This window comes from Halomonas sp. M4R1S46 (assembly GCF_025725685.1).
Lineage (GTDB): Bacteria > Pseudomonadota > Gammaproteobacteria > Pseudomonadales > Halomonadaceae > Halomonas.
In genome coordinates this window covers 2,656,058-2,682,485 of record NZ_CP107008.1, presented here as the reverse complement: position 1 = coordinate 2,682,485, position 26,428 = coordinate 2,656,058, and the positions used below count along the sequence as shown (strand labels likewise).

The 26,428-nt window shown below is 68.9% G+C and carries 24 protein-coding genes; 9 read left to right on the top strand and 15 right to left on the bottom strand.

Features of this window, described 5'->3' with window-relative positions; genetic code table 11:
• Nucleotides 1-33: 33 nt before the first annotated feature.
• Nucleotides 34-1,479 carry an NAD-dependent succinate-semialdehyde dehydrogenase gene (locus OCT48_RS12580; protein WP_263589479.1) on the bottom strand — a complete coding sequence of 482 codons (1,446 nt, stop codon included), beginning with the start codon at nucleotides 1,477-1,479 and terminating at the stop codon, nucleotides 34-36.
• 230 nt (nucleotides 1,480-1,709) lie between these two features.
• Here OCT48_RS12580 and OCT48_RS12575 point away from each other — a divergent pair, with 230 nt between their 5' ends.
• Nucleotides 1,710-4,169 carry a DUF1266 domain-containing protein gene (locus OCT48_RS12575; protein ID WP_263589478.1) on the top strand — a complete coding sequence of 820 codons (2,460 nt, stop codon included), beginning with the start codon at nucleotides 1,710-1,712 and terminating at the stop codon, nucleotides 4,167-4,169.
• A gap of 104 nt (nucleotides 4,170-4,273) precedes the next feature.
• Nucleotides 4,274-4,900 (top strand): C40 family peptidase, encoded by a 627-nt coding sequence (locus OCT48_RS12570; RefSeq protein ID WP_263589477.1) that lies wholly within the window; start codon nucleotides 4,274-4,276, stop codon nucleotides 4,898-4,900.
• 10 nt (nucleotides 4,901-4,910) lie between these two features.
• Here OCT48_RS12570 and OCT48_RS12565 read toward each other — a convergent pair whose 3' ends face one another.
• Complete coding sequence (locus OCT48_RS12565; protein WP_263589476.1) at nucleotides 4,911-5,789, bottom strand: LysR family transcriptional regulator; 879 nt, start codon at nucleotides 5,787-5,789, stop codon at nucleotides 4,911-4,913.
• Nucleotides 5,790-5,876: 87 nt separating this feature from the next.
• Between OCT48_RS12565 and OCT48_RS12560 the strand changes: the two genes are divergently transcribed.
• On the top strand, nucleotides 5,877-7,088 hold the full coding sequence (locus OCT48_RS12560; RefSeq protein WP_263589475.1) for an MFS transporter: 1,212 nt from the start codon (nucleotides 5,877-5,879) through the stop codon (nucleotides 7,086-7,088).
• 8 nt (nucleotides 7,089-7,096) lie between these two features.
• On the opposite strand, the gene msrA is transcribed toward OCT48_RS12560, so the two are convergent.
• Nucleotides 7,097-7,714, bottom strand: a complete 618-nt coding sequence (gene msrA / locus OCT48_RS12555) for a peptide-methionine (S)-S-oxide reductase MsrA (protein ID WP_263589474.1) — start codon at nucleotides 7,712-7,714, stop codon at nucleotides 7,097-7,099.
• A 146-nt stretch (nucleotides 7,715-7,860) separates the two neighbouring features.
• Here msrA and OCT48_RS12550 point away from each other — a divergent pair, with 146 nt between their 5' ends.
• Together OCT48_RS12550 and OCT48_RS12545 are read left to right on the top strand one after the other, a co-directional pair.
• Nucleotides 7,861-10,059 (top strand): FAD-dependent oxidoreductase, encoded by a 2,199-nt coding sequence (locus OCT48_RS12550; RefSeq protein WP_263589473.1) that lies wholly within the window; start codon nucleotides 7,861-7,863, stop codon nucleotides 10,057-10,059.
• The gene (locus OCT48_RS12545; protein ID WP_263589472.1) at nucleotides 10,059-10,709 is read left to right on the top strand and encodes a CDP-alcohol phosphatidyltransferase family protein; all 651 of its coding nucleotides are present in this window, start codon (nucleotides 10,059-10,061) and stop codon (nucleotides 10,707-10,709) included. The genes OCT48_RS12550 and OCT48_RS12545 overlap by 1 nt, the downstream gene beginning before the upstream one ends.
• Nucleotides 10,710-10,787: 78 nt before the next feature.
• Here the strand turns inward: OCT48_RS12545 and OCT48_RS12540 are convergent, their stop codons facing one another.
• Nucleotides 10,788-11,270, bottom strand: a complete 483-nt coding sequence (locus tag OCT48_RS12540) for an FKBP-type peptidyl-prolyl cis-trans isomerase (protein ID WP_263589471.1) — start codon at nucleotides 11,268-11,270, stop codon at nucleotides 10,788-10,790.
• A 208-nt stretch (nucleotides 11,271-11,478) separates the two neighbouring features.
• Between OCT48_RS12540 and OCT48_RS12535 the strand changes: the two genes are divergently transcribed.
• Complete coding sequence (locus OCT48_RS12535; RefSeq protein ID WP_263589470.1) at nucleotides 11,479-11,760, top strand: hypothetical protein; 282 nt, start codon at nucleotides 11,479-11,481, stop codon at nucleotides 11,758-11,760.
• 139 nt (nucleotides 11,761-11,899) lie between these two features.
• Here the strand turns inward: OCT48_RS12535 and OCT48_RS12530 are convergent, their stop codons facing one another.
• The 9 genes from OCT48_RS12530 to OCT48_RS12490 all read right to left on the bottom strand — a co-directional run bounded on the left by OCT48_RS12530 (nucleotide 11,900) and on the right by OCT48_RS12490 (nucleotide 20,882).
• Nucleotides 11,900-12,367 carry a glycine zipper 2TM domain-containing protein gene (locus OCT48_RS12530; RefSeq protein WP_183381884.1) on the bottom strand — a complete coding sequence of 156 codons (468 nt, stop codon included), beginning with the start codon at nucleotides 12,365-12,367 and terminating at the stop codon, nucleotides 11,900-11,902.
• A gap of 182 nt (nucleotides 12,368-12,549) precedes the next feature.
• Complete coding sequence (locus OCT48_RS12525; RefSeq protein WP_263589469.1) at nucleotides 12,550-14,148, bottom strand: isocitrate lyase; 1,599 nt, start codon at nucleotides 14,146-14,148, stop codon at nucleotides 12,550-12,552.
• 383 nt (nucleotides 14,149-14,531) lie between these two features.
• Nucleotides 14,532-14,963 carry a GNAT family N-acetyltransferase gene (locus OCT48_RS12520; protein WP_263589468.1) on the bottom strand — a complete coding sequence of 144 codons (432 nt, stop codon included), beginning with the start codon at nucleotides 14,961-14,963 and terminating at the stop codon, nucleotides 14,532-14,534.
• A gap of 4 nt (nucleotides 14,964-14,967) precedes the next feature.
• Nucleotides 14,968-16,143 carry a cupin domain-containing protein gene (locus tag OCT48_RS12515; protein WP_263589467.1) on the bottom strand — a complete coding sequence of 392 codons (1,176 nt, stop codon included), beginning with the start codon at nucleotides 16,141-16,143 and terminating at the stop codon, nucleotides 14,968-14,970.
• A 305-nt stretch (nucleotides 16,144-16,448) separates the two neighbouring features.
• Entirely contained in the window at nucleotides 16,449-17,828 is a 1,380-nt protein-coding gene (gene purB / locus OCT48_RS12510) for an adenylosuccinate lyase (RefSeq protein WP_263589466.1), read from the bottom strand.
• 35 nt (nucleotides 17,829-17,863) lie between these two features.
• On the bottom strand, nucleotides 17,864-18,505 hold the full coding sequence (gene hflD / locus OCT48_RS12505; RefSeq protein ID WP_263589465.1) for a high frequency lysogenization protein HflD: 642 nt from the start codon (nucleotides 18,503-18,505) through the stop codon (nucleotides 17,864-17,866).
• Nucleotides 18,502-19,632 (bottom strand): tRNA 2-thiouridine(34) synthase MnmA, encoded by a 1,131-nt coding sequence (gene mnmA / locus OCT48_RS12500; protein ID WP_263589464.1) that lies wholly within the window; start codon nucleotides 19,630-19,632, stop codon nucleotides 18,502-18,504. The genes hflD and mnmA overlap by 4 nt, the downstream gene beginning before the upstream one ends.
• Nucleotides 19,633-19,830: 198 nt before the next feature.
• Nucleotides 19,831-20,280 (bottom strand): NUDIX domain-containing protein, encoded by a 450-nt coding sequence (locus OCT48_RS12495; RefSeq protein ID WP_263589463.1) that lies wholly within the window; start codon nucleotides 20,278-20,280, stop codon nucleotides 19,831-19,833.
• Nucleotides 20,277-20,882, bottom strand: a complete 606-nt coding sequence (locus tag OCT48_RS12490; RefSeq protein WP_263589462.1) for a pseudouridine synthase — start codon at nucleotides 20,880-20,882, stop codon at nucleotides 20,277-20,279. Before OCT48_RS12490 ends, OCT48_RS12495 begins: the two co-directional genes overlap by 4 nt.
• Nucleotides 20,883-21,000: 118 nt before the next feature.
• Here OCT48_RS12490 and icd point away from each other — a divergent pair, with 118 nt between their 5' ends.
• The 3 genes from icd (at nucleotide 21,001) to clpA (ending at nucleotide 25,211) form a co-directional block, all read left to right on the top strand.
• On the top strand, nucleotides 21,001-22,257 hold the full coding sequence (icd, locus tag OCT48_RS12485; RefSeq protein ID WP_263589461.1) for an NADP-dependent isocitrate dehydrogenase: 1,257 nt from the start codon (nucleotides 21,001-21,003) through the stop codon (nucleotides 22,255-22,257).
• A 179-nt stretch (nucleotides 22,258-22,436) separates the two neighbouring features.
• Entirely contained in the window at nucleotides 22,437-22,799 is a 363-nt protein-coding gene (gene clpS / locus OCT48_RS12480) for an ATP-dependent Clp protease adapter ClpS (protein ID WP_183381894.1), read from the top strand.
• 135 nt (nucleotides 22,800-22,934) lie between these two features.
• Complete coding sequence (gene clpA, locus OCT48_RS12475) at nucleotides 22,935-25,211, top strand: ATP-dependent Clp protease ATP-binding subunit ClpA (RefSeq protein ID WP_183381895.1); 2,277 nt, start codon at nucleotides 22,935-22,937, stop codon at nucleotides 25,209-25,211.
• A gap of 108 nt (nucleotides 25,212-25,319) precedes the next feature.
• On the opposite strand, the gene infA is transcribed toward clpA, so the two are convergent.
• Complete coding sequence (gene infA, locus OCT48_RS12470; RefSeq protein WP_013332816.1) at nucleotides 25,320-25,538, bottom strand: translation initiation factor IF-1; 219 nt, start codon at nucleotides 25,536-25,538, stop codon at nucleotides 25,320-25,322.
• A gap of 127 nt (nucleotides 25,539-25,665) precedes the next feature.
• Entirely contained in the window at nucleotides 25,666-26,403 is a 738-nt protein-coding gene (locus tag OCT48_RS12465; RefSeq protein WP_263589460.1) for an arginyltransferase, read from the bottom strand.
• Nucleotides 26,404-26,428: the final 25 nt, after the last annotated feature.

Genomic DNA, 26,428 nt, shown 5'->3' with positions numbered 1-26,428 from the left:
GTTGTCTCCAGTTGGGAAAAGCGTTGCGGGCGATTACAGGCCGCCGACACAGACGTATTTTAGTTCAGTGTACTCGTCCAGACCGTGGTGCGATCCCTCACGACCCAGGCCCGATTCCTTGACGCCGCCGAACGGCGCGAGTTCGGTGGAGAGGATGCCTTCGTTCACCGCCACCATGCCGTATTCCAGGCCCTCCATGACCCGCCAGATGCGCCGGTAGTCCCGGGCATAGAAGTAGGCGGCCAGGCCGAATTCGGTGGCATTGGCCATGGCCACGGCGTCCTCGTCCCGCTCGAAGCGGAACACCGGGGCCAGCGGGCCGAAGGTCTCCTCGCTGGCGACCCGCATGGTGTCGGTCACCTCGCCGATCACCGTGGGCTGGAAGAAGGTTCCGCCCAGGGCGTGGGGCTCGCCGCCGCAGACCAGGCGTCCGCCCTTGGCCAGGGCATCGGCGATATGGTCGCGGACCTTGTCCACGGCCGCGTGGTTGATCAGCGGGCCCTGGACCACGCCCTCGTCGAGACCGTTGCCCACCTGGAGCTCGGCCACCCGGGCCGCCAGCTTGTCGAGGAAGGCCTCGTAGACGCCGGCCTGGACCAGCAGGCGGTTGGTGCACACGCAGGTCTGGCCGGAATTGCGGAACTTCGAGGCCACGGCGCCTTCCACCGCGGCGTCCAGATCGGCATCATCGAAGACGATGAAGGGCGCGTTGCCGCCGAGCTCCATGGAGGCCTTCTTGACGGTGCCGGCGCACTGGGTCAGCAGCCGCTTGCCCACTGCGGTGGAGCCGGTGAAGGAAACCTTGCGCACCCGCGGGTCGGTGGTCAGCACCTCGCCGATCTCGGCGGGGCGCGAGGCCGTCACCACGTTGATGACCCCGGCGGGGAAGCCGGCGTCCTCGGCCAGCTTGGCCAGCGCCAGGGCGGTCAGTGGCGTGGCCTCGGCCGGCTTGATCACCACCGGGCAGCCGGCGGCCAGCGCCGGGGCGCACTTGCGGGTGATCATCGCCAGGGGGAAGTTCCAGGGGGTGATGGCCGCGACCACCCCGATCGGCTCGCGGAACACCAGGATGCGCTTGTCGGCGCCGTGACTGGGCAGGGTCTCGCCCGCCACGCGCTTGGCTTCCTCGGCGTAGAACTCGACGAAGCTGGCGCCGTAGGCCACCTCGCCCCGGGACTCGGCCAGGGGCTTGCCCTGCTCGCGGGTCATCAGCCGCGCCAGGGCGTCCTGGTGGGCCATGATGCGCTCGAACCAGCCGCGCAGCAGGGCGGCGCGCTGCTTGGCCGTCTGACGACGCCAGGCCGGCCAGGCGGCCTCGGCGGCGGCCACGGCCGCCCGGGCATCCTCGGCGGTGAGGTCGGGGACCTCGGCCAGGACCTCGCCGGTGGCCGGGTCGGTGACAGGGAAGCGGCGCTCGGCGTCGCGCCAGTGGCCGGCGACATAGGCCTTGTCGATCAACAGCTCGGATTCGGCGTTCATGGGCTCTCCGACTCGGGGTGGTCATGTTGTTTGACGAGTGTGCATTATTTAAAACAATACGCCAAGCCCGCTGTCCCGGCCTTTCGTCGTGAAGCGATCCGGGGCATCGGCGCGAGCCTGCGCTTTCCGTTACACTATGTCGCCGAATTATTGTGTGTGGCGCCCCTGGGCCGTAACGAAGCACGGTGGGCGCGTCCGTTACCCGATCCGGAAGTATGGCGAGGTGAGCCTTGGTCGATCCCTTGAATGCCTGGTGGGCCCAGCAGCTGGTGCTGTGTGACTGGGCCTTCGCGCCCGATCCCCTGACGCTGGAACCCGAGGTGGCCGTGGCCCGCCTGGGGGACCTGGGTGTCGTCGACCGCGGCGAACTGGGCTGGCGCCTGCTGGAGGCCCTGGGGATCGGCGATCCCGACCCGGCGCGGCTGCTGTCGGCGCTGGAGGTCACGGCGCTGGCCGGGGCGGCGGGGTGGCTCAGCGAATCCCGGGCCCGTGACTGGGCCCAACGCCTGGCCGAGGAGATCAGCGCCCACCACCCGGAACTGGACGACTGGCTCGCGGCCCTGTGCCGGGCGCGCAGCGTCGAAGGCTGGGTACGCGGCGATGACGGCTTCGGCGAGGCCTGTGATGCCCTGGCGACCCTCGAGCACGAGGGGGAGGGCGTGACCTGGGACATGCTGCGGGAGTGGCTGGTGGTCAATCGTCGCCCTCTCGTGCTCTGGCCGGAGGCCTCCGAGGAGCGGATCTGGCGCCTGCGCGCGGCCTTCTCCCCGGTGCTGGAGCTGCCGGCCTCGCCCCTCGACTGGCAGGGATTGGCGACCTGGCTGGCGGAGGACTGGCAGGTCACCGGTCGCGACGAGCTGATCCGGGTGCTGCTGTGGCTCGCCGCCCAGGGCGACCGGCAGGCCTGGGATCTCGATGCCACCCGTCTGCTGGCGGCCGGCGCCCCCGAGCGGCAGGCCTGGCTCGAGGGACTCGCGCCCCGGGAGGTCGCGGCGGGCCGCGTGCTGCTGGGATTCGTGGAGCGGGGCGAGCCCCTGGAGTGGGCCGCCTGGGACTGGCTGCGGCTGGTCGACCTGGCCTGGGCCGGCGGCTGCCTGGGTTGGCTCGACGAGACAGAGGCCCGCGATTTCGCGGCGCACGGGACGGATCTGGTGATGCGACGCTACAGCGACTGGTCGGCCCTGGCACGGGCCTACCAGCGTGGCCGCAGCCTCTTCGAGGCCCGCGACCTGCTCGGCGAGCTGGCCGCCGACTGGGCGCTGCTGCTGCAGTCCCCGGTGAGTCCCTGGAAGCCCCCCCTGCAGGGGCTGGTCGACGAGGCGACGCTGGAAGCCTCGCGGTCGGCCATGCGCGCCTGGCGCCGGGATCCCCGCCACTGGGTGCTGGCCCTGGCCGCGATACGCGAACCCGAACTGGCGGGGCGCCAGGGCATCGACCCGCCGCTGCCCCCGGCGCGCCGGGAGGATGCCCGGGGCTATCTCGCCGAGACGCTCGACCTGCATGCCGACGAGGGCGTCGAGGCCCTGTCCCGCTACTGGTTGCCGGCCCAGGCCCATCACCTCAACCAGCTGGCGGCGGATGCCGCCCATGGCGCCCTGCCGCCGGCCCAGACGTCCTTCGGCCACGCCGCCCCGGCCGACCTCGCCGACCGTGACGCCCTGGGGCGCGCCAGCCGCTATGCCGCGACCATCCACATGGCCGAGAAGTACGCCTTCCACCTGCAGATGGCCATGGACAGCGGGCTCTTCGATGGTGAGCGACTGGCGGCGCTGGCCGCCTCGCTGCACGGCTCGCTGTGCCGCTTCTACCCCGATGCCCGGCGCCTGCTGTCGGCCTGGGCCCACTGGGAGGCGCTGCTGCCCGAGCCCGACCAGCCCTCGCTGGTCGCCGAGATTCGCTGGCACCTGGACGACCCGGGCAGTCTCTTTCACTGGCTGGACTGGCGGCTCCGGGAGTGGCAGGAGCCCGGTCCCCGTCCGAACCTGACGCACTTCACCGCCATGGCCCTGGTGGGACCGCTCAACAGTGCCGCCTGGAGCCTCCCCCAGCCGGAGAGCGAGCGGGAGTGTGTCTCCATCCGCGAATGGGTCGACAGCCACTATGGCCTCCATGGCCCGGCCGAGCTCGGCGAGTTCCTCGACTACCTGCTGGAGGTCGGGGATCGCCAGGAGTACCAGATCAACTATGCCCCCTACACCCTCAACCAGACCCGCCTGCAGTCGGAGATCGTCATCCTGGAGTCCGGCGAGTGCGGCGAGGAGGAGCGCAACCACCTGTTGCGCCTGCAGCGCGTGCGTGACGACGAGGACGGCTGCAACGACCTGGACCTGGCCGCCTGGGACCTGGCCCAGGCGGTGGACCTGGCGATCGCCGGCCGTCAGCTGGGCTGGCTCGACGAGGGGGACTTCCTCGAACTGCTGGAACGCGCCCATGGCCTGGCCGCCCAGCACTATGGCGGCTGGGACGCGTATGCCCGGGGGCTCTACGCCGGCTTCTCCTTCTTCATGGGCGAGACGGCGGAGCGCGAGGCCTTCCTGGCCGGCTTCCGCCAGGCCCTGGTGAGCTGGCTGGTCGCCGCCCCGCCCCTGGCCGGTCCCTGGGCGAGCCTCGACTTTCCCGGGGCGCGGCCCCGGCACTGGGCGCCGATGCACGTGGACACCCTGCCCGGCGACGGCCGCCAGCTCCATTGAGGGGGGCTCGCCAGCGCGCCCCGGGATGGCTATCATGCGGCGATTGCCTGCCCGGCCGCGGGACCCGGTTGCGTGGAAGCGTGAAGAGAGGAGTGCAAGCAGGGATGCGAGGCCCGAGATCATGTCGTCACCTCCTGGCGGTGCTGTCACTGACCCTGCTGGCCGGCTGTGCCGCCTCGGGTGGCGGCCCCGAGCCCGTGGAGGACTATTTCGCCCGTGACCTGCCGGGGCTCGACCGCGGGCCGCGGATGTCGCCGGTCGACAACCCCATCCTCGCCGCCCGGGGGCTGCGCAACCCGCCGCCGGCGTTGATCCGGCGCGCCCTGCTGGCCCAGCACCGGCGCTGGCTGGGCACCCCCTATCGACTGGGCGGCACCACCCGGCGGGGCATCGACTGCTCGGCCCTGGTGCAGCACGTGTTCGCCGACACCTTCCGCCTCGAGCTGCCGCGCACGACCCTGCAGCAGGTGTACGAGGGCGAGCCGGTGGCTCGGGAAGCCTTGAGGCCGGGGGACCTGGTGTTCTTCCGTCCCCCCGGGGTGAATCGCCACGTCGGCATCTACGTCGGCGAGGGCCGCTTCCTGCACGCCTCCACCTCCCGCGGCGTCAAGCTCTCCTCCCTGGACAACCGCTACTGGCGACGCCATTACTGGCAGGCCCGCCGGCCGCTGGATACCGTGCACCTGGCGAGGCGCCTCGAGCCCCGGATGCTGGCCAGCGGCGAGGGGTGAGCCCGGCGCCTCAGCGGTTGGCCAGCACGAAGTCGACGAAGGCCTGCTCGGCACGGGACAGGTAGGCGCCCTCGGCCCAGGCCAGCGACAGGTCGAGCCAGGTGGGCGGGTCGAAGGATACCGCCGCCAGCTCCGGTTCCTCCACCACCCGGCGCAGGAAGGTGGTGATCCCGAAGCCCCGGCGGACGATCGCCTTGGTCAGCGGGATCAGGTTCGACTCGAAGGCGACGTCGGCCTCGGCGCCGCGCTCCCGGGCCAGGGCGTCGACGAATTCCCGGTGGAAGTAGCCGTCCTGGAAGAGCACCAGCGGCTCGGCGAAGAACGCCGCCGGCGGGATGCTCGTCCGGCCGGCGAAGGGGTGATCCCGGGGCACGCAGACCACCATCTCCTCCCGCACCAGGTGACGCCGTGTCAGGTGGCGGCTGGCCCCGTCGTCGATGACCACGCCGAGATCCAGCTCGCCGGCGGCGATCATCTGTTGCAGGCGGCGTGCCCCGGCCTCCACCACGGTGAGGCGAAGGCCGGGATAGCGCGACTTGAAGCCCATCAGCAGCGGCGGGAAATAGTAGGAGCCCAGCATCGAGGGGATGCCGATGCGCAGCTCCCCCTTGACCAGGTCGTGGAGCTCGCGCATCGCCAGATGGGCGGCCTCGGCCCGCTCGACCAGGGCCCGGGCATGGTCGACGAGGGCGTCACCCTCCGGGGTGAGGGTGATGCGTCGCTCATGGCGCTGGAACAGCGTCAGCCCCAGGCGGCGCTCGAGGTTGGCGATGGTCTGGCTGACCGCGGACTGGGCCACGTGCCGCTCGCGGGCGGCCGCGCTGAAGCCGCCCCGGTCCACCACTGCGAGGAAGACCTCGAGGGTCCGCAGGTCGAAGGGTAGGGTCATAAGCCGATCCGATGGATGCCATCACTATCTTCTGTTTGGCTTATCATTGTGCGCCGGTGATCATGCGCTGCCAACCCGGAGGTGACCATGATCGACGTCCACAGCCATGCCTGGTGGCGTGCCACCCTGGCGCTATGCCTCGGCTCCTTTCTCGTCTTCATCAATCTCTACGTGCCGCAGCCGCTGCTGCCGTCCCTGCGTGAGGCCCATGGCGTCTCCACCCTGGCGGCCAACCTGGTCATGGCGGTCTCCACCCTGGCCCTGGCGGCGTCCCTGCTGGTCTTCGGGCCCCTGTCGGATGCCATCGGCCGCGCCGGGATCATGCGCGTCACCCTGCTGCTGGCCGCGGCCCTGTCGCTGGGCCTGGCCCTGGCGCCGAGTTTCGAGGTCCTGCTGGTGCTGCGCGCCCTGCAGGGCTTCGTGCTGGGCGGGCTGCCGGCGGTGGCGATCGCCTGGATGGGTGACGAGTTCGAGCCTCCGGCACTGCTCCCGGCGGTGGGGCTCTATATCGGCGCCAACTCCCTGGGCGGCATCAGCGGGCGGGTGATTGGCGGCGTGGTCGCGGAGGCGGGCGGGGTGTCGCTGAGTTTCCTGGCGGTCGGCGGGTTGACCCTGGTGGGCGTGGCCCTGTTCTGGCGGCTGCTGCCCCCGGCGCGGCACTTCGCCCCGCAGCCCTTCCACCTCGGCGAGGCCGTCTCGGGCCTCGCCGCCCACCTGCGCAATCCCTGGCTCAGGGGCGCCTACCTGCTCGGCGGGCTGAACTTCCTGGTGTTCATCAACCAGTACAGCTATATCGCCTTCCGCCTGGCGGAGGCGCCCTTCGGGCTGGGGGCCCGCTGGCTGGGACTGCTGTTTCTCACCTATCTGGGGGGCACCCTGGGCTCGAGTCTCTCGGGCCGGCTGTCGCGCCGGCTGTCGCCGCCGGCCTGCATGGCCCTGGGCACCCTGGTACTGATGGGCGGGACCCTGATGACACTCGCCGGGTCGCTGGCACTCATCCTGGCCGGGCTGACGGTCAACGCCTTCGGCTTCTTCCTGGCTCATGCCATGGCGTCCAGCTGGGTGGGGCGCCAGGCGAGGCGGGCGCGCGGCAGCGCCTCGGCCCTCTACCTGGTGTTCTACTACACGGGGGCGAGCCTCGGCGGGCTCTGGCTCGAGCCGTTCTGGCGCAGCGCGGGCTGGCCGGGGGTGGTGCTGGGGTCCTGGCTGGTGCTGGGCCTGACGCTGTCGATCGCCCTGCGCCTGTGGCGCGACGAGCGGCGTGGCGGCGAGGGCCTGGCCGGCTGCGCGACCGACTGACCCGTGGCTCAGTGGCGACCGCTGGGTTCGGCCTCGTCGCCCCAGATCTCCTTGAGCCGCTCCGAGCGCCCGCAGGCCGACTTGTAGAAGTTGTAGCGCAGCGAGTTCTCCTCGTAGAAGTCCTGGTGGTAGTCCCCGGCCGGGTAGAAGGCCTCGAAATCGATGATCTCGGTGGCGATGTCCTGGTCGAAGCGTTCAGCCACGGCCTGGCGGCTGGCCTCGGCCTGCTCGCGCTGGGCGTCGTTCATGGGGAAGAGGGCGCTCCGGTAGGTGCGGCCCTCGTCGCAGAACTGGCGGTCCACGGCGAAGGGGTCGATGTTGCGCCAGAAGACATGGAGCAGGGTGGCGTAGTCGACCTCATCGGGGTCGTAGTCGACCTTGACCACCTCGATATGGCCGGTGCCCCCGGCGGAGACCTGCTCGTAGGTCGGGTCTTCCACGTGGCCCCCGCTGAAGCCGGAGGTGGTCTCGACCACGCCCTCGACCTTGTCGTAGGCCTGTTCCATGCACCAGAAGCAGCCGCCGGCGAAGACGGCGCTCGCGGTCTCGGCGGCCAGGGCAGGGGATGTCAGAGCGGCGATGAGCAGGATAGTACCCCACCGGCGGACAGTGGGCGTGCTGGTCATGGTGTTGCTCCCTGTCTGAAGGATGTAGATTCAATAGTCCGATGGAAGTGGGAATCCTTACAAGTCTGGATTGTAAGGATTCCGATGTCGCCGCGACCGAGAGCGTTGTCCTGACCAGCGACGGGGTTTCACAGGGAGTGACCGAATTGACCAAGCGACGCCTGATACTGCTCAGCCTCATTGTCCTCGCCTTCGCGGCGTTCTTCCTCAGCGGGGCCGACCAGTTGCTGACCCTGGACAACCTGAAGACCGAACAGGCCCGCTTCCAGGCCTGGCTGGCCGAGGACCCCTTCACGGTGGCCGGGGGCTTCTTCGTCATCTACGTGGTGATGGCGGCACTGTCGCTGCCCGGCGCGACCCTGCTGACCCTGCTCGGTGGCGCCCTGTTCGGCTTCGGCTGGGGACTGCTGCTCATCTCCTTCGCCAGCAGCCTGGGCGCCACCCTGGCGGCGCTGATCGCCCGGACCCTGGCCCAGGAGCCGCTGGAGCGGCGCTTCGCCACCCAGCTCGAGCGCATCAACGCCGGCATCCGCCGCGAGGGGGCCTTCTACCTCTTCACCCTGCGGCTGATCCCGCTGTTTCCGTTCTTCGTCATCAACCTGGTGATGGGCCTGACGCGCATGCCGCTGACCACCTTCTACTGGGTCAGCCAGCTGGGCATGCTGCCGGGCACGGCGGTCTACGTGAATGCCGGTCGCGAACTGGGCCAACTGGAGTCGCTGGCGGGCATCCTCTCGCCGGGGCTGATCGGTTCCTTCGTGCTGGTCGGGCTCTTTCCCTGGGGGGCAAGGGCCCTGGTGGGCATCGCCAAGCGTCGCCGGCTGGCCCGGCGCTTCGCCCGGCCGGCGCGCTTCGACCACGATATCGTGGTGATCGGCGGCGGCTCGGCGGGACTGGTGGCGAGCTACATCGCCGCCGCGGTCAAGGCGCGGGTGGCGCTGGTGGAGCGCGACCGGCTGGGCGGCGACTGCCTGAACACCGGCTGCGTGCCCTCCAAGGCGCTGATCCGCGCGGCCCGGGTCGTCCACGAGATCCGCGAGGCGCCGCGCTACGGGATCCGGGCGAGGGAGCCGGTGGTCGACTTCTCGGCGGTCATGGCGCATGTCCATGGCGCCATCCGCGAGGTCGAGCCCCACGACAGCCGGGAGCGCTACGAGGGCCTGGGGGTGGAGGTCATCGCGGGGCAGGCGCGCCTCGAGGATCCCTGGCGAGTGCGCATCCGGGAGGGCAGCTCCGAGCGGGTGCTGTCCACCCGGCACGTGATCATCGCCAGTGGTGCCCGGCCGCGGGTCCCGCCCCTGCCGGGCCTGGAGGGTATCGAGGTGCTGACCTCCGATAACCTGTGGCGGCTCGAGACCCTGCCCGGCCGGCTGCTGGTGCTCGGCGGCGGGCCGATCGGCTGCGAGCTCGGCCAGAGTTTCGCGCGCCTGGGCAGCCGCGTCACCCTGGTGGAGATGGGCGACCAGCTGCTGCCGCGAGAGGACCGGGACGTGGCCGCCGAGGTCGAGACCGGGCTGCTCGGGGCGGGCGTCGAGGTGCGCCTGGGATGCCGGGCGGTGCGCGTGGTGGCCGGGGCCGCGGGGCAGGGCCATGGGCTGGAGGTCGCCGGCGACGGGGCGGGCGAGGCCGGTTCGCTGACGCTGCCCTTCGATCGCCTGCTGGTGGCCGTGGGTCGCCAGGCCAACGTCGAGGGCCTGGGCCTGGAGGCGCTGGGGGTGGAGACGCGGCCCGACGGCACCCTGGCGGTGGACGGGGCCCTGCAGTCGGTGCTGCCCAACGTCTGGGCCTGTGGCGATGTCACCGGTCCCTACCAGCTGACCCATGCCAGTGCCCACCAGGCCTGGCATGCCACGGTCAACGCCCTGTTCGGCGAGCTAAGGCGCTTCCGGGTCAGCTACCGCGCCATGCCGGCGGTGACCTTCACCGACCCGGAGGTCGCCCGGGTCGGTCTCAACGAGCGCGAGGCCCTGGCGCGCGGCATCGCCTGCGAGGTTACGCGATACCCGCTCGCCGAGCTGGATCGCGCCATCGCCGACGGCCGCCGCGAGGGGTACGTCAAGGTGCTGACGGTGCCGGGCAAGGATCGCCTCCTGGGAGCCACCCTGGTCGGCGAGGGGGCGGGGGAGATGCTGGCCGAGTTCACCCTGGCCATGACCCACGGCATCGGGCTGAACAAGCTGCTCGGGACGATCCACCCCTATCCGACCCGCTCCGAGGCGGTCAAGGCCACCGCCGGCGCCTGGAAGAACGCCCACAAGCCCGAGCGGCTGCTGTCGCTGCTTGCACGCTACTTCACCTGGCGCCGGGGCGAGCGTCACCCATCGAATCGGGAAAGGGAGGCCTGATGCTCGATCGCTGGATCATGCCGTTGACCCAGAGACCCCTGTTGCGCCTGGCCCGTTGGCTGGCCGCCGCCGGCGTGCGGCCCGACCAGGTCACCCTGGTGGCCTTCCTGGTCGGCATGCTGGCATTGCCGCTGCTGGCCCGGGAGGCCTATGGCTGGGCGCTGGTGACGGTCCTGATCAATCGGCTCGGCGACGGCCTGGACGGGACCCTGGCACGGCTCACCCGGCGGGCCAGTGATGCCGGGGGGTTCCTGGACATCGGCCTCGACTTCGTCTTCTACGCCGCCGTGGTGCTGGGCTTCGCCCTGGCCGACCCGGCCGCCAATGCCCTGGCCGCGGCGGTGCTGCTGTTTGCCTTCATCGGCACCGGCACCTCCTTTCTGGCCTTCGCGATCATGGCCGCCCGGCACGGGCTGGACCGGCCGCACTTCCCGCAGAAGGCCTTCTACTACCTGCATGGTCTCACCGAGGGCACCGAGACGGTGCTCGCCCTGGTGGCCTTCTGCCTGTGGCCCGCCCATTTCCCGGTGCTGGCCGGTGTCTTCGCGGCGGCCTGTCTGGTCACCACCGCGATGCGCCTGTGGGGCGGCTACGCCACCCTCAAGGCCCTGCCGGGGAAGGCCGGCGTCGGCCGGCAAGGCTCGGCATGAAAAAAGGGGGCAGCCACCGGCTGCCCCCTTTGCGACGACGCGCGCGGCCGGGCCGCGGCGCTCTGCCATGACGAGCGATCAGTGCTCGTGATCGCCCTCGCCATGGACGTGACCGTGCTCGATCTCTTCCTGGCTGGCCTCGCGAACCTCGGCGATCTCGACGTCGAAGTTCAGGGTCTGGCCGGCCAGCGGATGGTTGCCGTCGACGGTGACGGTGTCGCCCTCGACCTGGGTCACGGTGACCATCAGCGGGCCGCCCTGGGTCTGGGCCTGGAACTGCATGCCCGGCTCCACGTTCTCGACGCCCTGGAAGGCATCGCGCGGAACTTCCTGCACCAGTTGCGGCTGGACTTCACCGTAGCCTTCCTCCGGTGCGACCTTGGCCTGGAGCTTGTCGCCTGCCGCACGACCTTCCATTTCCTTCTCGAGACCCGGAATGATGTTGCCGGCGCCGTGGAGATAGGTCAGCGGCTCGCGGCCTTCCGAGCTGTCCAGCACTTCACCTGCGTCGTTGGTCAGGGTGTAGTGGAAGGCGACAACGGAATTCTGCGCAATCTGCATTGATGAACCTTTGGTGAGTGCATGTAAGAGAACATGGTAACGTGGCATCCGGGGAGCTGTCAGGGGCGAGGGACATTTTTCAGGTTGAGAATGTGTATCCTGAGCGATATTCACGACTCGCGGCGTGGTTGCGTGGCCCTGCCGGCAGGGATACCCTTGCAGGATTCGACTTTCCCACCTGCCATCGATGTTCCTGCTGGAGACCGCCATGACCGTGACCCTGATCTGGCTGATCGCCTTCGCCGTGATCCTCTTCCTGTGCCTGTCCCGCTGGGAGGCCTCCGTCAGCGCGCTGTTGGGCAAACTGCTGCCCGCGGTGCTGCGTAGCGAGGATGACCGCTGGGTGTGGAGCCCGGCCATCGCCGTGCTGGGGGCCACTGCCATCGTGCGTCCGGTGGACATGCTGCTGACCCTGATCCTCATCGGCCTGATCACTTGGGTCGTCGTCAAGCTGGGCGGCTGGGCGATGAACAAGGTCGACCTGCACTGAGGTCGGCCTCCCGGCGGCCGGCGCCCCGGCGGCCGGCGTCCCGGTGATCGCTCGACAATGACAAAGGCCCGCGGAGTGATCCGCGGGCCCTTGTCGTCATGCCATCCGGGCAGTGCGCGACCCGGTCGGCGCGACCCGGTCAGTAGGGCACCACGCTCACGCTGGAGCCGCTGCCGACCAGCCGTACCCGCTGGCCGACCTGGAAGGCCTGGTCGGCCTTCTGTACCACGACCACGCTCTGGCCGTTGTCCTGGCGGACCTCGATCTCCCAGGCGGGGATGCGGTTGGTGGATTCCTCGATCTTGCTGCCGGCCACGGCGCCGCCCAGCGCGCCCGCCACGGTGGCGAGCTGGCGCCCCGAGCCGCCGCCGACCTGGTTGCCGAGCAGGCCACCGATGACCGCGCCACCGCCGCCGCCGAGCAGGCCCCCGGCTCGGCTGTCGGCCTGGATCTGCACCCGGCGCAGGGCGGTGATGGTGCCGAAGGTCACGCTCTGGGCGGCCTTGGCCTGGTTGCCGGTGTAGACGTTGCCCCCGTAGGGCGCCGTGTTGGCACAGCCGGCCAGGGTCAGGGTGCCCAGGACCAGGGCGGGAAGAAGACGTTTCATGCAGGAGCTCCTTGGCGTCACGGGCGCGCCCTCTGAGTGGGGCGCCCTTCCGGTGGTGCCACGAGTCTAGCGAGGTGAGCGGGATTGGCCAACCGGTCACCTCGTTACCCATCGCGTCCCGGAACGAAAAAGGGGAGGCCGGGCCTCCCCAAGGGTTCCAGTCTCGTCGTCTTCGACGCCGATCAGCCGAACTGGTTCATGGTATTGTCCTTGCCGCCGGCCTTGAGCGCCGCCTCGCCGTGGAAGAACTCCTTGTGGTCGTCACCGATGTTGGAGCCGGCCATGTCCTGGTGCTTGACGGTGGCGATGCCCTCGCGGATCTCGCGGCGCTGGACGCCCGCCACGTAGGCCAGCATGCCTTCCTCGCCGAAGTAGCCCTTGGCCAGGTTGTCGGTGGACAGGGCCGCGGTGTGGTAGGTCGGCAGGGTGATGAGGTGGTGGAAGATGCCGGCCTCGCGGGCGCCGTCGCGCTGGAAGTTGCGGGTCCACTCGTCGGCCAGCGCCGCCAGCTCGGTATCGTCGTACTCGGCGTTCATCAGGTCGGCGCGGTCGTAGGCGCTGAGGTCGCGGCCCTCCTGCTCCCAGGCGTCGAAGACCTGCTGGCGGAAGTTCAGGGTCCAGTTGAAGGACGGCGAGTTGTTGTAGACGAGCTTGGCGTCCGGGCAGACCTCGCGGATGCGGTTGACCATGCCGGCGATCTGGCCGACGTGGGGCTTCTCGGTCTCGATCCACAGCAGGTCGGCGCCGTTCTGCAGGCTGGTGATGCAGTCCAGCACCACCCGGTCCTCGCCGGTGCCCGGCTTGAACTGGTAGAGCCCGGAGGCCAGGCGCTTGACCTTGACCAGCTTGCCGTTCTGCTTGATGACCACGTCGCCGTTGTCGATGTCCGAGGCCGAGGTGATCTCGTCGCCGTCCAGGTAGCCGTTGTACTGGTCGCCCAGGTCGCCGGGCTCCTTGGTCACGGCGATCTTCTGGGTCAGGCCGGCCCCCAGCGAGTCGGTGCGGGCGACGATCACGCCATCCTCCACGCCGAGCTCCAGGAAGGCGTAGCGCACGGCATTGATCTTGGCGATGAAGTCCTCGTGGGGCACGGTGACCTTGCCGGCCTGGTGACCGCACTGCTTCTCGTCGGAGACCTGGTTCTCGAGCTGGATGCAGCAGGCCCCGGCCTCGATCATCTTCTTGGCCAGCAGGTAGGTGGCCTCCGCGTTGCCGAAGCCGGCGTCGATGTCGGCGATGATCGGCACCACATGGGTCTCGAAGTTGTCGATCCTGGCGATCAGCTCGTCGGCCTGGGCCTGGTCACCGGCGTTCCTGGCCGCTTCCAGGTCGCGGAACAGGTGGTTCAGCTCCCAGGTGTCGGCCTGGCGCAGGAAGGTGTAGAGCTCCTCGATCAGCGACGGCACGCTGGTCTTCTCGTGCATCGACTGGTCGGGCAGCGGGCCGAACTCGGAGCGCAGGGCGGCGACCATCCAGCCGGAGAGGTAGAGGTAGCGGCGCTTGGTGGTGCCGAAGTGCTTCTTGATGGAGATCAGCTTCTGCTGACCGATGAAGCCGTGCCAGCAGCCCAGCGACTGGGTGTACTGGGCGCTGTCGGCGTCGTAGGCGGCCATGTCGTCGCGCATGATCCTGGCGGTGTAGCGAGCGATGTCCAGGCCGGTCTGGAAGCGGTTCTGCAGCCGCAGGCGGGCCGCATGCTCGGGGTTGATGTTGTCCCACTTTCCGCGCTGGGCCTCGCGCAGCTGGGTCAGTGCCTGGAGTTCGTCTTTGAATGCTGCCATGGGGCCATCCTCTCGATCGCTGGGGTGTCTCGTCTCGACGGCGTCACCGGGGGGCGGCGTCGTCACCGCTGGAATCGCCTGCTGCACCATTCGGCATGGCCTTATGCTGCACCTGCGAAGTCCTGTTAGGTTCGTAGAGTTCCCAGGGCCTGTCTCTAGGGCCTTGGTCGAACCCGGGCGAGTGGGGGAGTGGGGCCGTGACTACAGGCGACCTGCCCTGGCCAGGCGGCTCCCTCACGCGTCTTGGGATCCACTATGGCCCGGCATGGCGGGCGTGAACAATTGATCCTTGGGGGCAGGCAGCGTTGTAGCCCGACTACAGGAAGGTCCGGAAATGGGCTTTTCTTGTAGTCGGGTTTCCCCGGGCGGGATGGTGGGAGGTCTCAGTCGCTCAGCCGACGGACCATGTTGCGATGCGGGATGCCGGCATCGAGAAAGACCTCGCCCTCGGCCCGAAAGCCCAGCCGCTCGTAGAAGGCGAGGGCATGGGTCTGGGCGGCGAGCTCCACTCGCTCGAAGCCCCGGCGGCGGGCGGCCTCGATGGCCGCCTCCATCAGGGCCACGCCGATGCCCAGGCCGCGGGCCGCTTCCAGCACGGCGACCCGGCCGATATGGCCATCGGGCAGCAGCCGGGCGGTGCCCACGGCGACGCCGTCGTGCCAGGCCAGGAAGTGCACGCAGCCCGGGTCGCGGCCATCCCACTCCTCGTCCCGGGGGACCCGTTGCTCCTCGATAAAGACCCGGCGGCGGATCTCGGAGGCGGCTTCGCCCAGGGTCTTCCAGTCACCGACCTCGATGCGTATGGCGGTGCTCATGGGCTCATTCCTCCTCGTCCCAGGGCCAGGCCAGGCTGCCGGCGTCGAGCAGGTGGGCGAGCACCTGGGGGGCCTCTTCATGGGCCAGCAGGCCGGCGTCGACGGGCCCGGCGTCGGCCAGGGCCCGGGCCAGGCCGACCGAGCAGGCCAGGCCGTCGCCATCGGCGAACAGCGTCGCCCGGTCGCCGCCCAGGGCGCGCCAGGCGAAGCGCGAGCCGGGGCTGCGCTCCAGCGGCTCGCCTGCCCGTAGTGCGGCGACAAGGGCGTCGGGGTCGGTGGGGGTCTCGGTCGGCACCAGCTGGTCGACGTACTTGGGCTGGGTCATCACCCGCCCGAACCACTGGGCCAGCTGATCCGGGTCGTCGAGGGTCTCGAGGATCAGCGCGCGCATGCGCGCCAGCGCCGCGTCGTCGAGCTCGGCCGGGTCGGCGGGCGGCGCCATGCCGGCGTCGGCGTAGCGCCGCGAGGCCGGTAGCTGTTCGCCGATGTAGTCGGCATAGGAGGTGATGGCCTCGTCGGCCGAGGGGGCGCGGAAGCCCACCGAAACGGTCATGCAGTCCGCGGACTGGCTGACACCGTGGTGGGCCCAGGCCGGGGGCAGGTAGAGCATGTCGCCGGGCTCGAGGATCCAGTCCTGGCCTGCCTCGACCTCGAAGCGCTCGAGGATGCGCAGGTCGAGGCCGTCGAGGATCGCGGCGTCGTCGGGCACCTGGCCGCCGAGCTGCCAGCGTCGCCGGCCGCTGGCCTGGAGCAGGAAGACGTCGTACTGGTCCACGTGGGGGCCGACGCTGCCGCCGGGCGGTGCATAGCTGACCATGATGTCGTCGAGCCGCCAGCGGGGCAGGAAGGTGAAGTGCTCGAGCAGCGCGGCCACCTCGGGCACGTAGTGGTCCACCGCCTGCACCAGCAGGGTCCAGTCGCGCTCCGGGAGCCGGGCGAAGGTGGCCTCATCGAAGGGGCCGTGGCTGACCTGCCAGGAACCCGCGGGGGCGTGCTCCTCGACCAGGCGGGCCTCGATGTTCTCCTCGCAGGCCAGGCCCGCCAGCTCGTCGGGCTCGAGGGGACTCTCGAAGTCGGGGAAGGCGCCGCGGATCAGCAGCGGCTTGCGCTGCCAGTGCTCGCGCAGGAAGTCGGTGGCGGTTAGGCCGCCGAGCAATTGTAGCGGGGTATCGGAGGGCATGGGGACCACCTCGTATTGAAGCAGAAGCCTTGGTGGCTTGGAGTCGTGGCTTCGAGCCGCGGCTATCCCGGCGACAGGCCTGTGCGAGGGCGCTGTAAATACCTCCCTGTACGCTACCGATTCCCTGCGGCGCTCTCGCCTCCCGCTCCGCTTGCAGGGCCGGTGCTGGCCATCCATGGCCAGCCCGTTCGGAGCAGTGCTCCTCACCCCTGGAATCGGACCCTCTTCAGGCCTGTCCCCGGCGCCGCTTACCCTTCTGGCGCTCGGCGCTCGGCGCTCGGCGCTCGGCGCTCGGCGCTCGGCGCTTACAGCTTGCGAGCTTGCTCGCTGGCGTTGCCGATGTAGGTGGCCGGGGTCAGTGCCTTGAGCTCGTCCTTGACCTCGGCCGGCAGCTCCAGGGTGTCGATAAAGGCGGCGAAGCCGGCCTGGTCGATGCGCTTGCCGCGGGTCAGCTCCTTGAGCTTCTCGTAGGGCTTCTCGATACCGTAGCGGCGCATCACCGTCTGGATCGGCTCGGCCAGCACCTCCCAGCTGTTGTCGAGGTCCTCGGCCAGGCGCGCCGGATTGGCCTCGAGCTTGCCGATACCCTTCAGCGAGGCCTGGTAGGCGATCATGCCGTAGGCCAGGCCGACGCCGAGGTTGCGCAGCACCGTGGAGTCGGTCAGGTCGCGCTGCCAGCGGGAGATCGGCAGCTTCTCGGCCAGGTGGCCGAGCACGGCGTTGGCGAGCCCCAGGTTGCCCTCGGAGTTCTCGAAGTCGATCGGGTTCACCTTGTGGGGCATGGTGGAGGAGCCGATCTCGCCGGCCACGGTGCGCTGCTTGAAGTAGCCCAGCGAGATGTAGCCCCAGACGTCGCGGTCGAAGTCGATCAGCACGGTGTTGAAGCGGCAGATGGCGTCGAACAGCTCGGCGATGTAGTCGTGGGGCTCGATCTGGGTGGTATAGGGGTTGAAGGTCAGGCCCAGGCCCTCGACGAAGGTGCGGGCATTGGCCTCCCAGTCGACCTCCGGGTAGGTCGCCAGGTGGGCATTGTAGTTGCCCACGGCACCGTTGATCTTGCCGAGGATCTCCACGGCCTCGATCTGCCGGAGCTGGCGGCGCAGGCGGTAGGCGACGTTGGCCATCTCCTTGCCCAGGGTGGTGGGGCTCGCCGTCTGGCCGTGGGTGCGCGAGAGCATCGGCTGGGCGGCCTGTTCCTCGGCCAGGCGGGCCACCTCGTCGGCCACCTGGTGCATCATCGGCAGCAGGGTACCGAGGCCCTCCCGCAGCATCAGGCCGTGGGACAGGTTGTTGATGTCCTCGCTGGTACAGGCGAAGTGCACGAACTCGGTGATGGCGTGCAGCTCCGGCTGGTCGGCGATGCGCTCCTTGATGAAGTACTCCACCGCCTTGACGTCATGGTTGGTGGTGCGCTCGATCTCCTTGATGCGCTCGGCATCGGCCAACGAGAAGTCGCGCACCAGGGCGTCCAGGGCCGCGGTGGCCTCGGCGGAGAGCGGCGGCACCTCGGTGATCTGGGGGTGGCCGGCGAGGCGCTGCAGCCAGCGGGCCTCGACGGTGACCCGGGCACGGATCAGCCCGAACTCGCTGAAGTGCTCGCGCAGGGCCTCGGCCTTGCTGCCGTAGCGGCCGTCGACGGGGGAAAGGGCGGTGAGGGCGGTCAAGGGGAGAGACGTGGGCTGCATGGGCTCGTGTTCCGGATGGGCGTGAAGGGAAAGGTTCAGTTCAGGGTGTCGAGGGTCTTCTTGAGGGTGCCGCGCTGGAAGACCAGCTTCCAGCGGCGCCCCCCCTGCTGGTGCCAGAGCAGGGCGAAGCGGATGCCGGCGAGCAGGCAGGCGCGGACCCGCTCGGGCATCATGCGACTCTGCAGCAGCGAGGGGTCGCCCTGGACGACGATGCGTGTCTTGAAGGTCGAGATCGTCTCCTGGTAGGCCTCGCCGAGGCTGGCGATGACGTTCTCGTGGGTCTCGCCGAAGTGCTCGGCCTGGCCCTGGATGCGCGTGAGGCGTCGGCCCAGCTCGTCCATCATGTCGTCGTTGCCGCGCAGCTTGCTCATCAGCATCAGCAGCGAGAAGCCGTAGCGCATCACCACCGGGTTCGCCTGGCGTCGCCCCAGCACGCTCTCGAGGACCTCGAGTCCGCGGCGCAGGTTGTTGGGATGGCCGCCGTAGATGGCCTCGAAGCTCGACGGCTGGGTGTCCAGGGTGGCATGGATCAGGGTGTCCCAGGCGCGCTGGTCGACCTGGCCGGTGCGGGCCAGCTCGTCGACCAGGCTGGCGGCCTGGAAGACGCCGGCCAGCGCCAGGGTCTGGCGGGCCGCCGGGGTTTCCGGGGCGCGGTGGATCGGCGTGGTGCCGTTCATCGGCGGGCCTCCGGGGCGTTCCAGGTGTCACGGATCACGCCGCCGCCCAGGCAGACGTCTCCGTCATAGAGCACCAGCGACTGGCCCGGCGTCACCGCCCGCTGGGCGGCGTCGAAGCGGACCTCGACGCCGCCGTCGGCGTTGGCCCGCATGTGGCAGGGCACGTCGGCCTGGCGGTAGCGGGTCTTGGCGGTGAGGCGTCCCTCGCGGGCCGGTGGCTCGCCGGCCACCCAGTCCATGGCCTCGGTGGCCAGGCTGTCGGTGTAGAGCAGGGGGTGATGCTTGCCCTGGACGGCGATCAGCACGTTGCGCTCGAGGTCCTTGCCGGCCACGTACCAGGGCGCGTCCGGGTAGTCGGTCAGGCCGCCGATGCCGAGCCCCTGGCGCTGGCCCAGGGTGTAGTACATCAGCCCCATATGCTCGCCGATGACGTCGCCGTCCGGGGTCTCGATGGTGCCGGGCTGGGCCGGCAGGTACTGCTGCAGGAAGTCGCGGAAGCGGCGCTCGCCGATGAAGCAGATGCCGGTCGAATCCTTCTTGCTGGCCGTCACCAGGTCGTGGCGCTCGGCGAGGGCGCGGACCTCGGGCTTCTCCAGTTCGCCCACCGGGAAGAGGGTGCGGGCGATGGCGGCCTCGGGGACGGCGTGCAGGAAGTAGCTCTGGTCCTTGTTGGCATCGAGCCCCTTGAGCAGCCGTGGACGGTCGTCGCCATCGAGACGGCCGCGCCCCTGCCCTTGACGAACGTAATGGCCGGTGGCGATCCGCTCGGCGCCGAGCATCTCGGCGTACTCGAGGAACACCTTGAACTTGATCTCGCGATTGCAAAGGATGTCCGGGTTCGGGGTACGACCGGCCCGGTACTCGGCGAGGAAGTGCTCGAAGACGTTGTCCCAGTACTCGGCGGCGAAGTTCGCGGTGTGCAGGGGGATGCCGAGCCTGGCGCATACGGCCTCGGCGTCCGCCAGGTCGGCCTTGGCGGTGCAGTACTCGGTACCGTCGTCCTCGTCCCAGTTCTTCATGAACAGGCCTTCGACCTCGTAGCCCTGCTCGAGCAGCAGCAGGGCGGATACGGAGGAGTCGACACCGCCGGACATGCCGACGATGACCTTGCCTTGGGTGGCTGTCATGGCGTTCTCGGATTGGATGGGTCGCAAATGGGGCGAGATTATACCTGACTGGAGCTTGAAGCTCGAAGCCTGAAGCGGGAAGAAGACCCTTGATCCGATCTTTGGAGGCAACATGCTGTGTTTAGCTTCCAGCTTCCAGCTTCCAGCTTCCAGCTTCCAGCTTCCAGCTTCCAGCTTCCAGTTTCGCGCGAAGCGCGGCTAGCGCTCGTGCAGCACGTCCATGGGAAAGGTGCGCCCGGCCAGGGCGTCACGCAGCCGGCGCATCACCAGGGGGCTGCGCAGTCGGCCTTCCCGCTCCAGGGCCTCCAGCTCCTCGAGGGTCAGCCAGTGCACGGCGTGGATCGCCGGGTCGAGGGCGTTGCCGAGGTGGGCCAGGGCCATGCCGAAGAAGGCGTGGCTGTGGAAGGTCTTGCCGTCCGGGGCCTGGAAGACATAGAGGCCCAGGTAGTCGGTGATACCGACCTGCCAGGCGGTCTCCTCGCGGAGTTCGCGCAGGGCGGCGTCGCGGATGCGCTCGCCGGGCTCCAGGTGGCCGGCGGGCTGGTTGAACAGGGTGTGGGGGCCACCGCGGTCCTCCTCCACCATCAGGTAGCGGCCGGCGCGCTCCACCACGGTGGCGACGGTGACGAAGGGGTGCCAGCGGCTCATGGGCGTCTCCTCGGCGGGCCGCGGCGCTGGGCCGGCGGCTTGGGGGCGTGCAGGGTCTCACGGCGCCACTCGCCGGGCGCCAGCCCATCCAGCCGCCAGGGACCGATGGCCACCCGCACCAGGCGCAGGGTGGGAAAGCCGACGTGGGCGGTCATGCGCCGCACCTGGCGATTGCGGCCCTCGGCGATGGTCAGCTCGAGCCAGGTGGTGAGCGGGTGGCGCCGGGGGTCCAGCGGCGGGTCCCGCTCCGGCAGGCCACTCGCGTCGAGGCGACGGACCCTGGCCGGCCGGGTGAGGCCGTCCTTGAGCTCGACCCCGTCTCGCAGCGCCCGCAGGGCCGCCTCGTCGGGCTCGCCCTCCACCTGGACGCGATAGGTCTTGGGCTGCTTGTGGCGCGGATGGGCGATGCGATGGATCAGCTCGCCGTCATCGGAGAGCAACAGCAGGCCCTCCGAGTCGTGGTCCAGGCGCCCGGCGGGATAGATGCCCGGCACGTCGATGACGTCGGCCAGGGTCGCCCGACGCTCGCCCGTCGCCGCGGCACGGTCGGTGAACTGGGAGAGCATGCGGTAGGGCTTGTGCAGGAGATAGAGGGCGCTCATTCGACCAACGTCTTGCTACCATGGATTGTCGACAAATACGGGGTCAAGCCTACTCCGAGCCGTGGGGTGAATGCTATACTCCGCGCTCCACTGAACAGACCAGACAGGGGAGTTCTCAATGGGGTTTCAGAAAATTGTCGTTCCCGAAGGCGGCACCAAGATCACCGTCAACACCGACAACACCCTGAACGTGCCGAATGAGCCGATCATCCCGTTCATCGAGGGTGACGGTATCGGGATCGACGTGACGCCGGCCATGAAGATCGCCATCGATGCCGCCGTGCAGAAGGCCTACAACGGCGAGCGCAGGATCCACTGGATGGAGGTCTACGCCGGCGAGAAGGCCACCCAGGTCTACGACGCCGACACCTGGCTGCCGGAAGAGACCCTCGAAGCGGTCAAGGACTACGTGGTCTCCATCAAGGGCCCGCTGACCACCCCGGTGGGCGGTGGCATCCGCTCCCTGAACGTCGCCCTGCGCCAGAAGCTCGACCTCTACGTGTGCCAGCGCCCGGTGCGCTGGTTCGAGGGCGTGCCGAGCCCGGTGAAGAAGCCCGGTGACGTGGACATGGTGATCTTCCGCGAGAACTCCGAGGACATCTATGCCGGCGTCGAGTGGAAGGCCGGTACCCCGGAAGCCGACAAGGTGATCAAGTTCCTGCGCGAGGAAATGGGCGTCACCAACATCCGCTTCCCCGAGATGTGCGGCATCGGCGTCAAGCCGGTTTCCGAGGAAGGCACCAAGCGCCTGGTGCGTCAGGCCATCCAGTACGCGGTGGACAACGACCGCGCCTCGGTGACCCTGGTGCACAAGGGCAACATCATGAAGTTCACCGAGGGGGCCTTCAAGGACTGGGGCTACGAGATCGCCAAGGACGAGTTCGGCGCCGAGCTGCTCGACGGCGGCCCCTGGATGACCTTCAAGAACCCCAGGACCGGCAAGGACATCGTGGTCAAGGACGTGATCGCCGACGCCATGCTGCAGCAGATCCTGCTGCGTCCGGCCGAGTACGACGTCATCGCCACCCTGAACCTCAACGGCGACTACATCTCCGACGCCCTGGCCGCGGAAGTCGGCGGCATCGGCATCGCGCCGGGTGCCAACCTGTCCGACGCCGTGGCCATGTTCGAGGCGACCCACGGCACCGCGCCCAAGTACGCCGGTCAGGACAAGGTCAACCCGGGATCGCTGATCCTCTCCGCCGAGATGATGCTGCGCCACATGGGCTGGGTCGAGGCCGCCGACCTGGTGCTCAAGGGCATGGAGAAGGCCATCTCCAAGGGCGAGGTCACCTATGACTTCCATCGCCAGATGGAAAACGCCACCCTGTTCAAGTGCTCCGAGTTCGGCCAGGCCGTCGCCGATAACATGTAACGTCCGGCGCCGCGACCTGGGCCCCCGTTCGCCTGGCGGACGGGGGCCCTTTTGCGTGCTGGCCGCCACGGCGTGAACCCTGTCGCGCCAGAGGCGTCCAATCACGGTTGAGACGCTCCGCGGTGCTCGGCTTGTCGATATCGATAGTGATGCTTATGTTCAAGAGAAAGGAGGAGGGCATGGTGGACCGTCTCGCTGTGCCCCGAGCCGGGATGACGCGTCCCTCGGGGCCTGAGGAGGAAGGCGACGACGACCTGGCGGTCCAGGCGTCGGAGCCGGAGCTGGCGCAGCCGCCGATGTACAAGGTGGTGCTGCACAACGATGACTTCACGCCCATGGAGTTCGTCGTGGAGGTCCTGCAGAGCTTCTTCAACATGGACAACGAGACCGCGGTGCAGGTGATGCTGGCCGTGCATACCCAGGGCAAGGCCACCTGTGGCGTCTTCACCCGCGACATCGCGGAAACCAAGAGCCATCAAGTCAATCAATATGCGCGAGAGTGCCAGCATCCGTTGCTGTGCGACATCGAGGCAACGGATTGACCGTCGGCATGGTCGAAGGGAGGACCGGCGTGCGTTGGCGGGGTGACTTGCAACGCCGTCGTTTGTACCCGATGTTGATGATGCCGGACCGAGTTAGATCCGACGCAAGCCCTAAGCGGCGAGAAGGGGACTGCCATGCTGAGCAAAGAACTTGAACTGACCCTGAACACGGCCTTCACCGTGGCGCGTTCGAAGCGTCACGAGTTCATGACCGTGGAGCACCTGCTGCTGGCGCTGCTCGACAATGCCTCGGCGGCCGACGTGCTGCGTGCCTGTGGGGCCAACCTCGACAAGCTGCGGTCCGACCTGCAGGATTTCATCAATTCCACCACGCCGCTGATTCCCGAGGACCAGGGCGACCGCGAGACCCAGCCGACCCTGGGCTTCCAGCGCGTGTTGCAGCGTGCCGTCTTCCACGTGCAGTCCTCCGGCAAGAGCGAGGTCACCGGGGCCAACGTGCTGGTGGCGATCTTCTCCGAGCAGGAGAGCCAGGCCGTCTACTTCCTCAAGCAGCAGAACGTGGCCCGGGTGGACGCCGTCAACTACATCGCCCACGGCATCTCCAAGGTGTCCGGTCATGGCCAGAGCCCCAGTTCCCCGTCTCCCGAGGCGGAGGATGCCGAGGAGGCGGGCGGCGAGCCCGGTGGCAATCCGCTCACCGGCTACGCCACCAACCTCAACGAGCAGGCGCGGATGGGCAAGATCGATCCGCTGATCGGGCGTGACCACGAGCTCGAGCGGGTGGTGCAGATCCTCGCCCGGCGGCGCAAGAACAACCCCCTGCTGGTCGGCGAGGCCGGCGTCGGCAAGACCGCCATCGCCGAGGGGCTGGCCAAGCGCGTCGTCGAGGAGGACGTGCCCGAGGTGATCGGCGACGCCGTCGTCTACTCGCTGGACATGGGCGCGCTGCTGGCCGGCACCAAGTACCGCGGTGACTTCGAGAAGCGTCTCAAGAGCCTGCTGGCCGAACTGCGCAAGCAGCCCAATGCCATCCTGTTCATCGACGAGATCCACACGGTGATCGGCGCCGGGGCGGCCTCCGGCGGGGTGATGGACGCCTCCAACCTGCTCAAGCCGCTGCTGTCCTCCGGCGAACTGCGCTGCATCGGTTCCACCACCTTCCACGAGTTCCGCGGCATCTTCGAGAAGGACCGGGCGCTCGCCCGTCGCTTCCAGAAGGTCGATGTCATGGCGCCCTCGGTGGAGGACACCATCCGCATCCTCAAGGGGCTGCGCTCGCGCTTCGAGGAGCACCACCGCCTCAAGTACACCGATGCGGCCCTCGAGAGCGCCTCGCGGCTGGCGGATCGCTATATCAATGACCGCCACCTGCCCGACAAGGCCATCGACGTGATCGACGAGGCCGGGGCCCACCAGCGGCTGCTGCCGCCGGAGGTGCGGGTCGACACCATCGACGTCGACCAGGTCGAGGCGGTGGTCGCCTCCATCGCGCGGATCCCGCCGAAGAGCGTGTCCAGCTCCGATCGCAAGCTGCTGGCCAACATCGACCGCGACCTCAAGATGCTGGTGTTCGGCCAGGACGAGGCCATCGACAGCCTGGCGGCGGCCATCAAGCTGTCCCGGGCGGGCCTCAAGTCGCCGGACAAGCCGGTGGGCAGCTTCCTGTTCGCCGGTCCTACCGGGGTCGGCAAGACCGAGGTCGCCCGCCAGCTGGCCCATATCATGGGCATCGACCTGGTGCGCTTCGACATGTCCGAGTACATGGAACGCCACACCGTGTCGCGGCTGATCGGGGCCCCGCCGGGCTACGTCGGCTACGATCAGGGCGGCCTGCTGACCGAGGCGATCACCAAGCAGCCCCACTGCGTGCTGCTGCTCGACGAGGTCGAGAAGGCCCATCCGGAGGTCTTCAACCTGCTGCTGCAGGTGATGGACCATGGTCGCCTGACCGACAACAACGGCCGGGAGGCGGATTTCCGTCACGTGATCCTGATCATGACCTCCAATGCCGGGGTCGAGCAGGCCACGCGGCGGTCCATCGGCTTCCAGACCCAGGATCACTCCACCGATGCCATGGAGGTCATCCGCAAGACCTTCTCGCCGGAGTTCCGCAATCGCCTGGACGGCATCATCCAGTTCCATGCCCTGCCCACCGAGGTGGTGCGCAACGTGGTCGACAAGTTCCTGATCGAGCTCCAGGCGCAGTTGGACGAGAAGCGCGTGCAGCTCGACGTGGACGAGGCCGCCCGGGACTGGCTGGCCGAGAAGGGCTACGATCCGGACATGGGGGCCAGGCCCATGGCGCGGCTGATCCAGGAGAAGCTCAAGAAGCCGCTGGCCGAGCTGATCCTCTTCGGCGAGTTGGCCGAGCATGGCGGGGTGGTGCACGTCAGCGTCGAGGACGGCGAGCTGCACCTGGCCTCGGAGTCGGAGCTGGCCGACGCGCCCTGATCACGGCGCGTCAACCGCTCCCATGAACACAGCGCCCTGTCTGCGGACGGGGCGTTGTTCGTCTGGGGAGGCGCGATCGGTAGGGTGGGCCGGCGGGCCCGGTAGGGCTCAGCGGGAGCGGTAGACGATGCGACCCTTGGACAGGTCATAGGGAGTCAGCTCGACCTTGACCTTGTCACCGGTGAGGATCCGGATGTAGTTCTTGCGCATCTTGCCCGAGATGTGGGCGGTCACCACGTGGCCGTTCTCGAGTTCGACCCGGAACATGGTGTTGGGCAGCGTGTCGACGACGACGCCTTCCATTTCGATATGGTCTTCGCGTGCCATATAGGCGATTCCTCGCTGGTGATAACGAAAGAAGAACGGCACGTGATGCGGTGCGTCCGCCTGTGCCGATCAGGATAGCGCGATATTGTGCCGCATGCCGGTCGTCAAGGCAAAAAGGGCGGTGCCTTCAGGTGGGGATCAGGCGTCGCCAATGGCGTCCCTCGAGCATTTCCAGGGGCTGGAAGGCCTGCTTGTAGGCCATCTTGCGGCACTCGCGGATCCAGTAGCCCAGATAGACATGGGGCAGGCCCAGCTGCCGGGCGCGCTCGACCAGGCTGAGCACGGCGAAGGTGCCCAGCGAGCGGCGCTCGAAGGGCTCGTCAGGGTCGAAGAAGGTGTAGATGGCCGAGAGGCCGTGCTCCAGCTGGTCGAAGGCCGAGACGGCCAGCAGGCGGCCCTCGAGGCGCAGCTCCAGCAGGCGCGCATAGTCCTGGTCCAGGGTCAGGAAAGTGCGGTACTGCTCATGGCTCGGCGGATACATGTCGCCGTCGCTGTGCCGGGTACGGATGTACCGCGCATAGAGGGCATAGTGTTCGGCATCGAAGAGGGCGGGACGCACCCGCAGCTCGAGGTCGGCATTGCGACGGACCAGCTTGCGCTGGGTGCGGTTGGAGGCGAAGTCGGCCACCGGGATGCGCACGGAAATGCAGGCACTGCAGCCCTCGCAGTGGGGGCGGTAGAGGTGCCGGCCACTGCGGCGGAAGCCCAGCAGGGCGAGGGCATCGTAGACGCCCCCGCCCGGCGACTCCTGGGGGTCGAGAAACAGGGTCGTCGCCTCGCGTCCCGCCAGGTAGCTGCAGGTGTGCGGCACGGTCAGGAAGAACCGCAGGTCGCGTATCGGCTGCCGGGGAGTGTTGCTGCTCAAGGCTGCCGTCTCCTATGCATGCGGG

What these genes read in the sequence shown, in the direction of transcription:
- OCT48_RS12515 (WP_263589467.1), bottom strand. Translation starts at nt 16,143, where the DNA reads ATGCCCTCCGATACCCCGCTACAATTGCTCGGCGGCCTAACCGCCACC.
- mnmA (WP_263589464.1), bottom strand. Translation starts at nt 19,632, where the DNA reads ATGACAGCCACCCAAGGCAAGGTCATCGTCGGCATGTCCGGCGGTGTC.
- hflD (WP_263589465.1), bottom strand. Translation starts at nt 18,505, where the DNA reads ATGAACGGCACCACGCCGATCCACCGCGCCCCGGAAACCCCGGCGGCC.
- OCT48_RS12530 (WP_183381884.1), bottom strand. Translation starts at nt 12,367, where the DNA reads ATGAAACGTCTTCTTCCCGCCCTGGTCCTGGGCACCCTGACCCTGGCC.
- clpS (WP_183381894.1), top strand. Translation starts at nt 22,437, where the DNA reads ATGGTGGACCGTCTCGCTGTGCCCCGAGCCGGGATGACGCGTCCCTCG.
- OCT48_RS12535 (WP_263589470.1), top strand. Translation starts at nt 11,479, where the DNA reads ATGACCGTGACCCTGATCTGGCTGATCGCCTTCGCCGTGATCCTCTTC.
- OCT48_RS12580 (WP_263589479.1), bottom strand. Translation starts at nt 1,479, where the DNA reads ATGAACGCCGAATCCGAGCTGTTGATCGACAAGGCCTATGTCGCCGGC.
- OCT48_RS12545 (WP_263589472.1), top strand. Translation starts at nt 10,059, where the DNA reads ATGCTCGATCGCTGGATCATGCCGTTGACCCAGAGACCCCTGTTGCGC.
- OCT48_RS12520 (WP_263589468.1), bottom strand. Translation starts at nt 14,963, where the DNA reads ATGAGCACCGCCATACGCATCGAGGTCGGTGACTGGAAGACCCTGGGC.
- OCT48_RS12495 (WP_263589463.1), bottom strand. Translation starts at nt 20,280, where the DNA reads ATGAGCCGCTGGCACCCCTTCGTCACCGTCGCCACCGTGGTGGAGCGC.
- infA (WP_013332816.1), bottom strand. Translation starts at nt 25,538, where the DNA reads ATGGCACGCGAAGACCATATCGAAATGGAAGGCGTCGTCGTCGACACG.
- OCT48_RS12560 (WP_263589475.1), top strand. Translation starts at nt 5,877, where the DNA reads ATGATCGACGTCCACAGCCATGCCTGGTGGCGTGCCACCCTGGCGCTA.
- OCT48_RS12525 (WP_263589469.1), bottom strand. Translation starts at nt 14,148, where the DNA reads ATGGCAGCATTCAAAGACGAACTCCAGGCACTGACCCAGCTGCGCGAG.
- OCT48_RS12490 (WP_263589462.1), bottom strand. Translation starts at nt 20,882, where the DNA reads ATGAGCGCCCTCTATCTCCTGCACAAGCCCTACCGCATGCTCTCCCAG.
- purB (WP_263589466.1), bottom strand. Translation starts at nt 17,828, where the DNA reads ATGCAGCCCACGTCTCTCCCCTTGACCGCCCTCACCGCCCTTTCCCCC.
- clpA (WP_183381895.1), top strand. Translation starts at nt 22,935, where the DNA reads ATGCTGAGCAAAGAACTTGAACTGACCCTGAACACGGCCTTCACCGTG.
- icd (WP_263589461.1), top strand. Translation starts at nt 21,001, where the DNA reads ATGGGGTTTCAGAAAATTGTCGTTCCCGAAGGCGGCACCAAGATCACC.
- OCT48_RS12565 (WP_263589476.1), bottom strand. Translation starts at nt 5,789, where the DNA reads ATGACCCTACCCTTCGACCTGCGGACCCTCGAGGTCTTCCTCGCAGTG.
- OCT48_RS12570 (WP_263589477.1), top strand. Translation starts at nt 4,274, where the DNA reads ATGCGAGGCCCGAGATCATGTCGTCACCTCCTGGCGGTGCTGTCACTG.
- OCT48_RS12540 (WP_263589471.1), bottom strand. Translation starts at nt 11,270, where the DNA reads ATGCAGATTGCGCAGAATTCCGTTGTCGCCTTCCACTACACCCTGACC.
- msrA (WP_263589474.1), bottom strand. Translation starts at nt 7,714, where the DNA reads ATGACCAGCACGCCCACTGTCCGCCGGTGGGGTACTATCCTGCTCATC.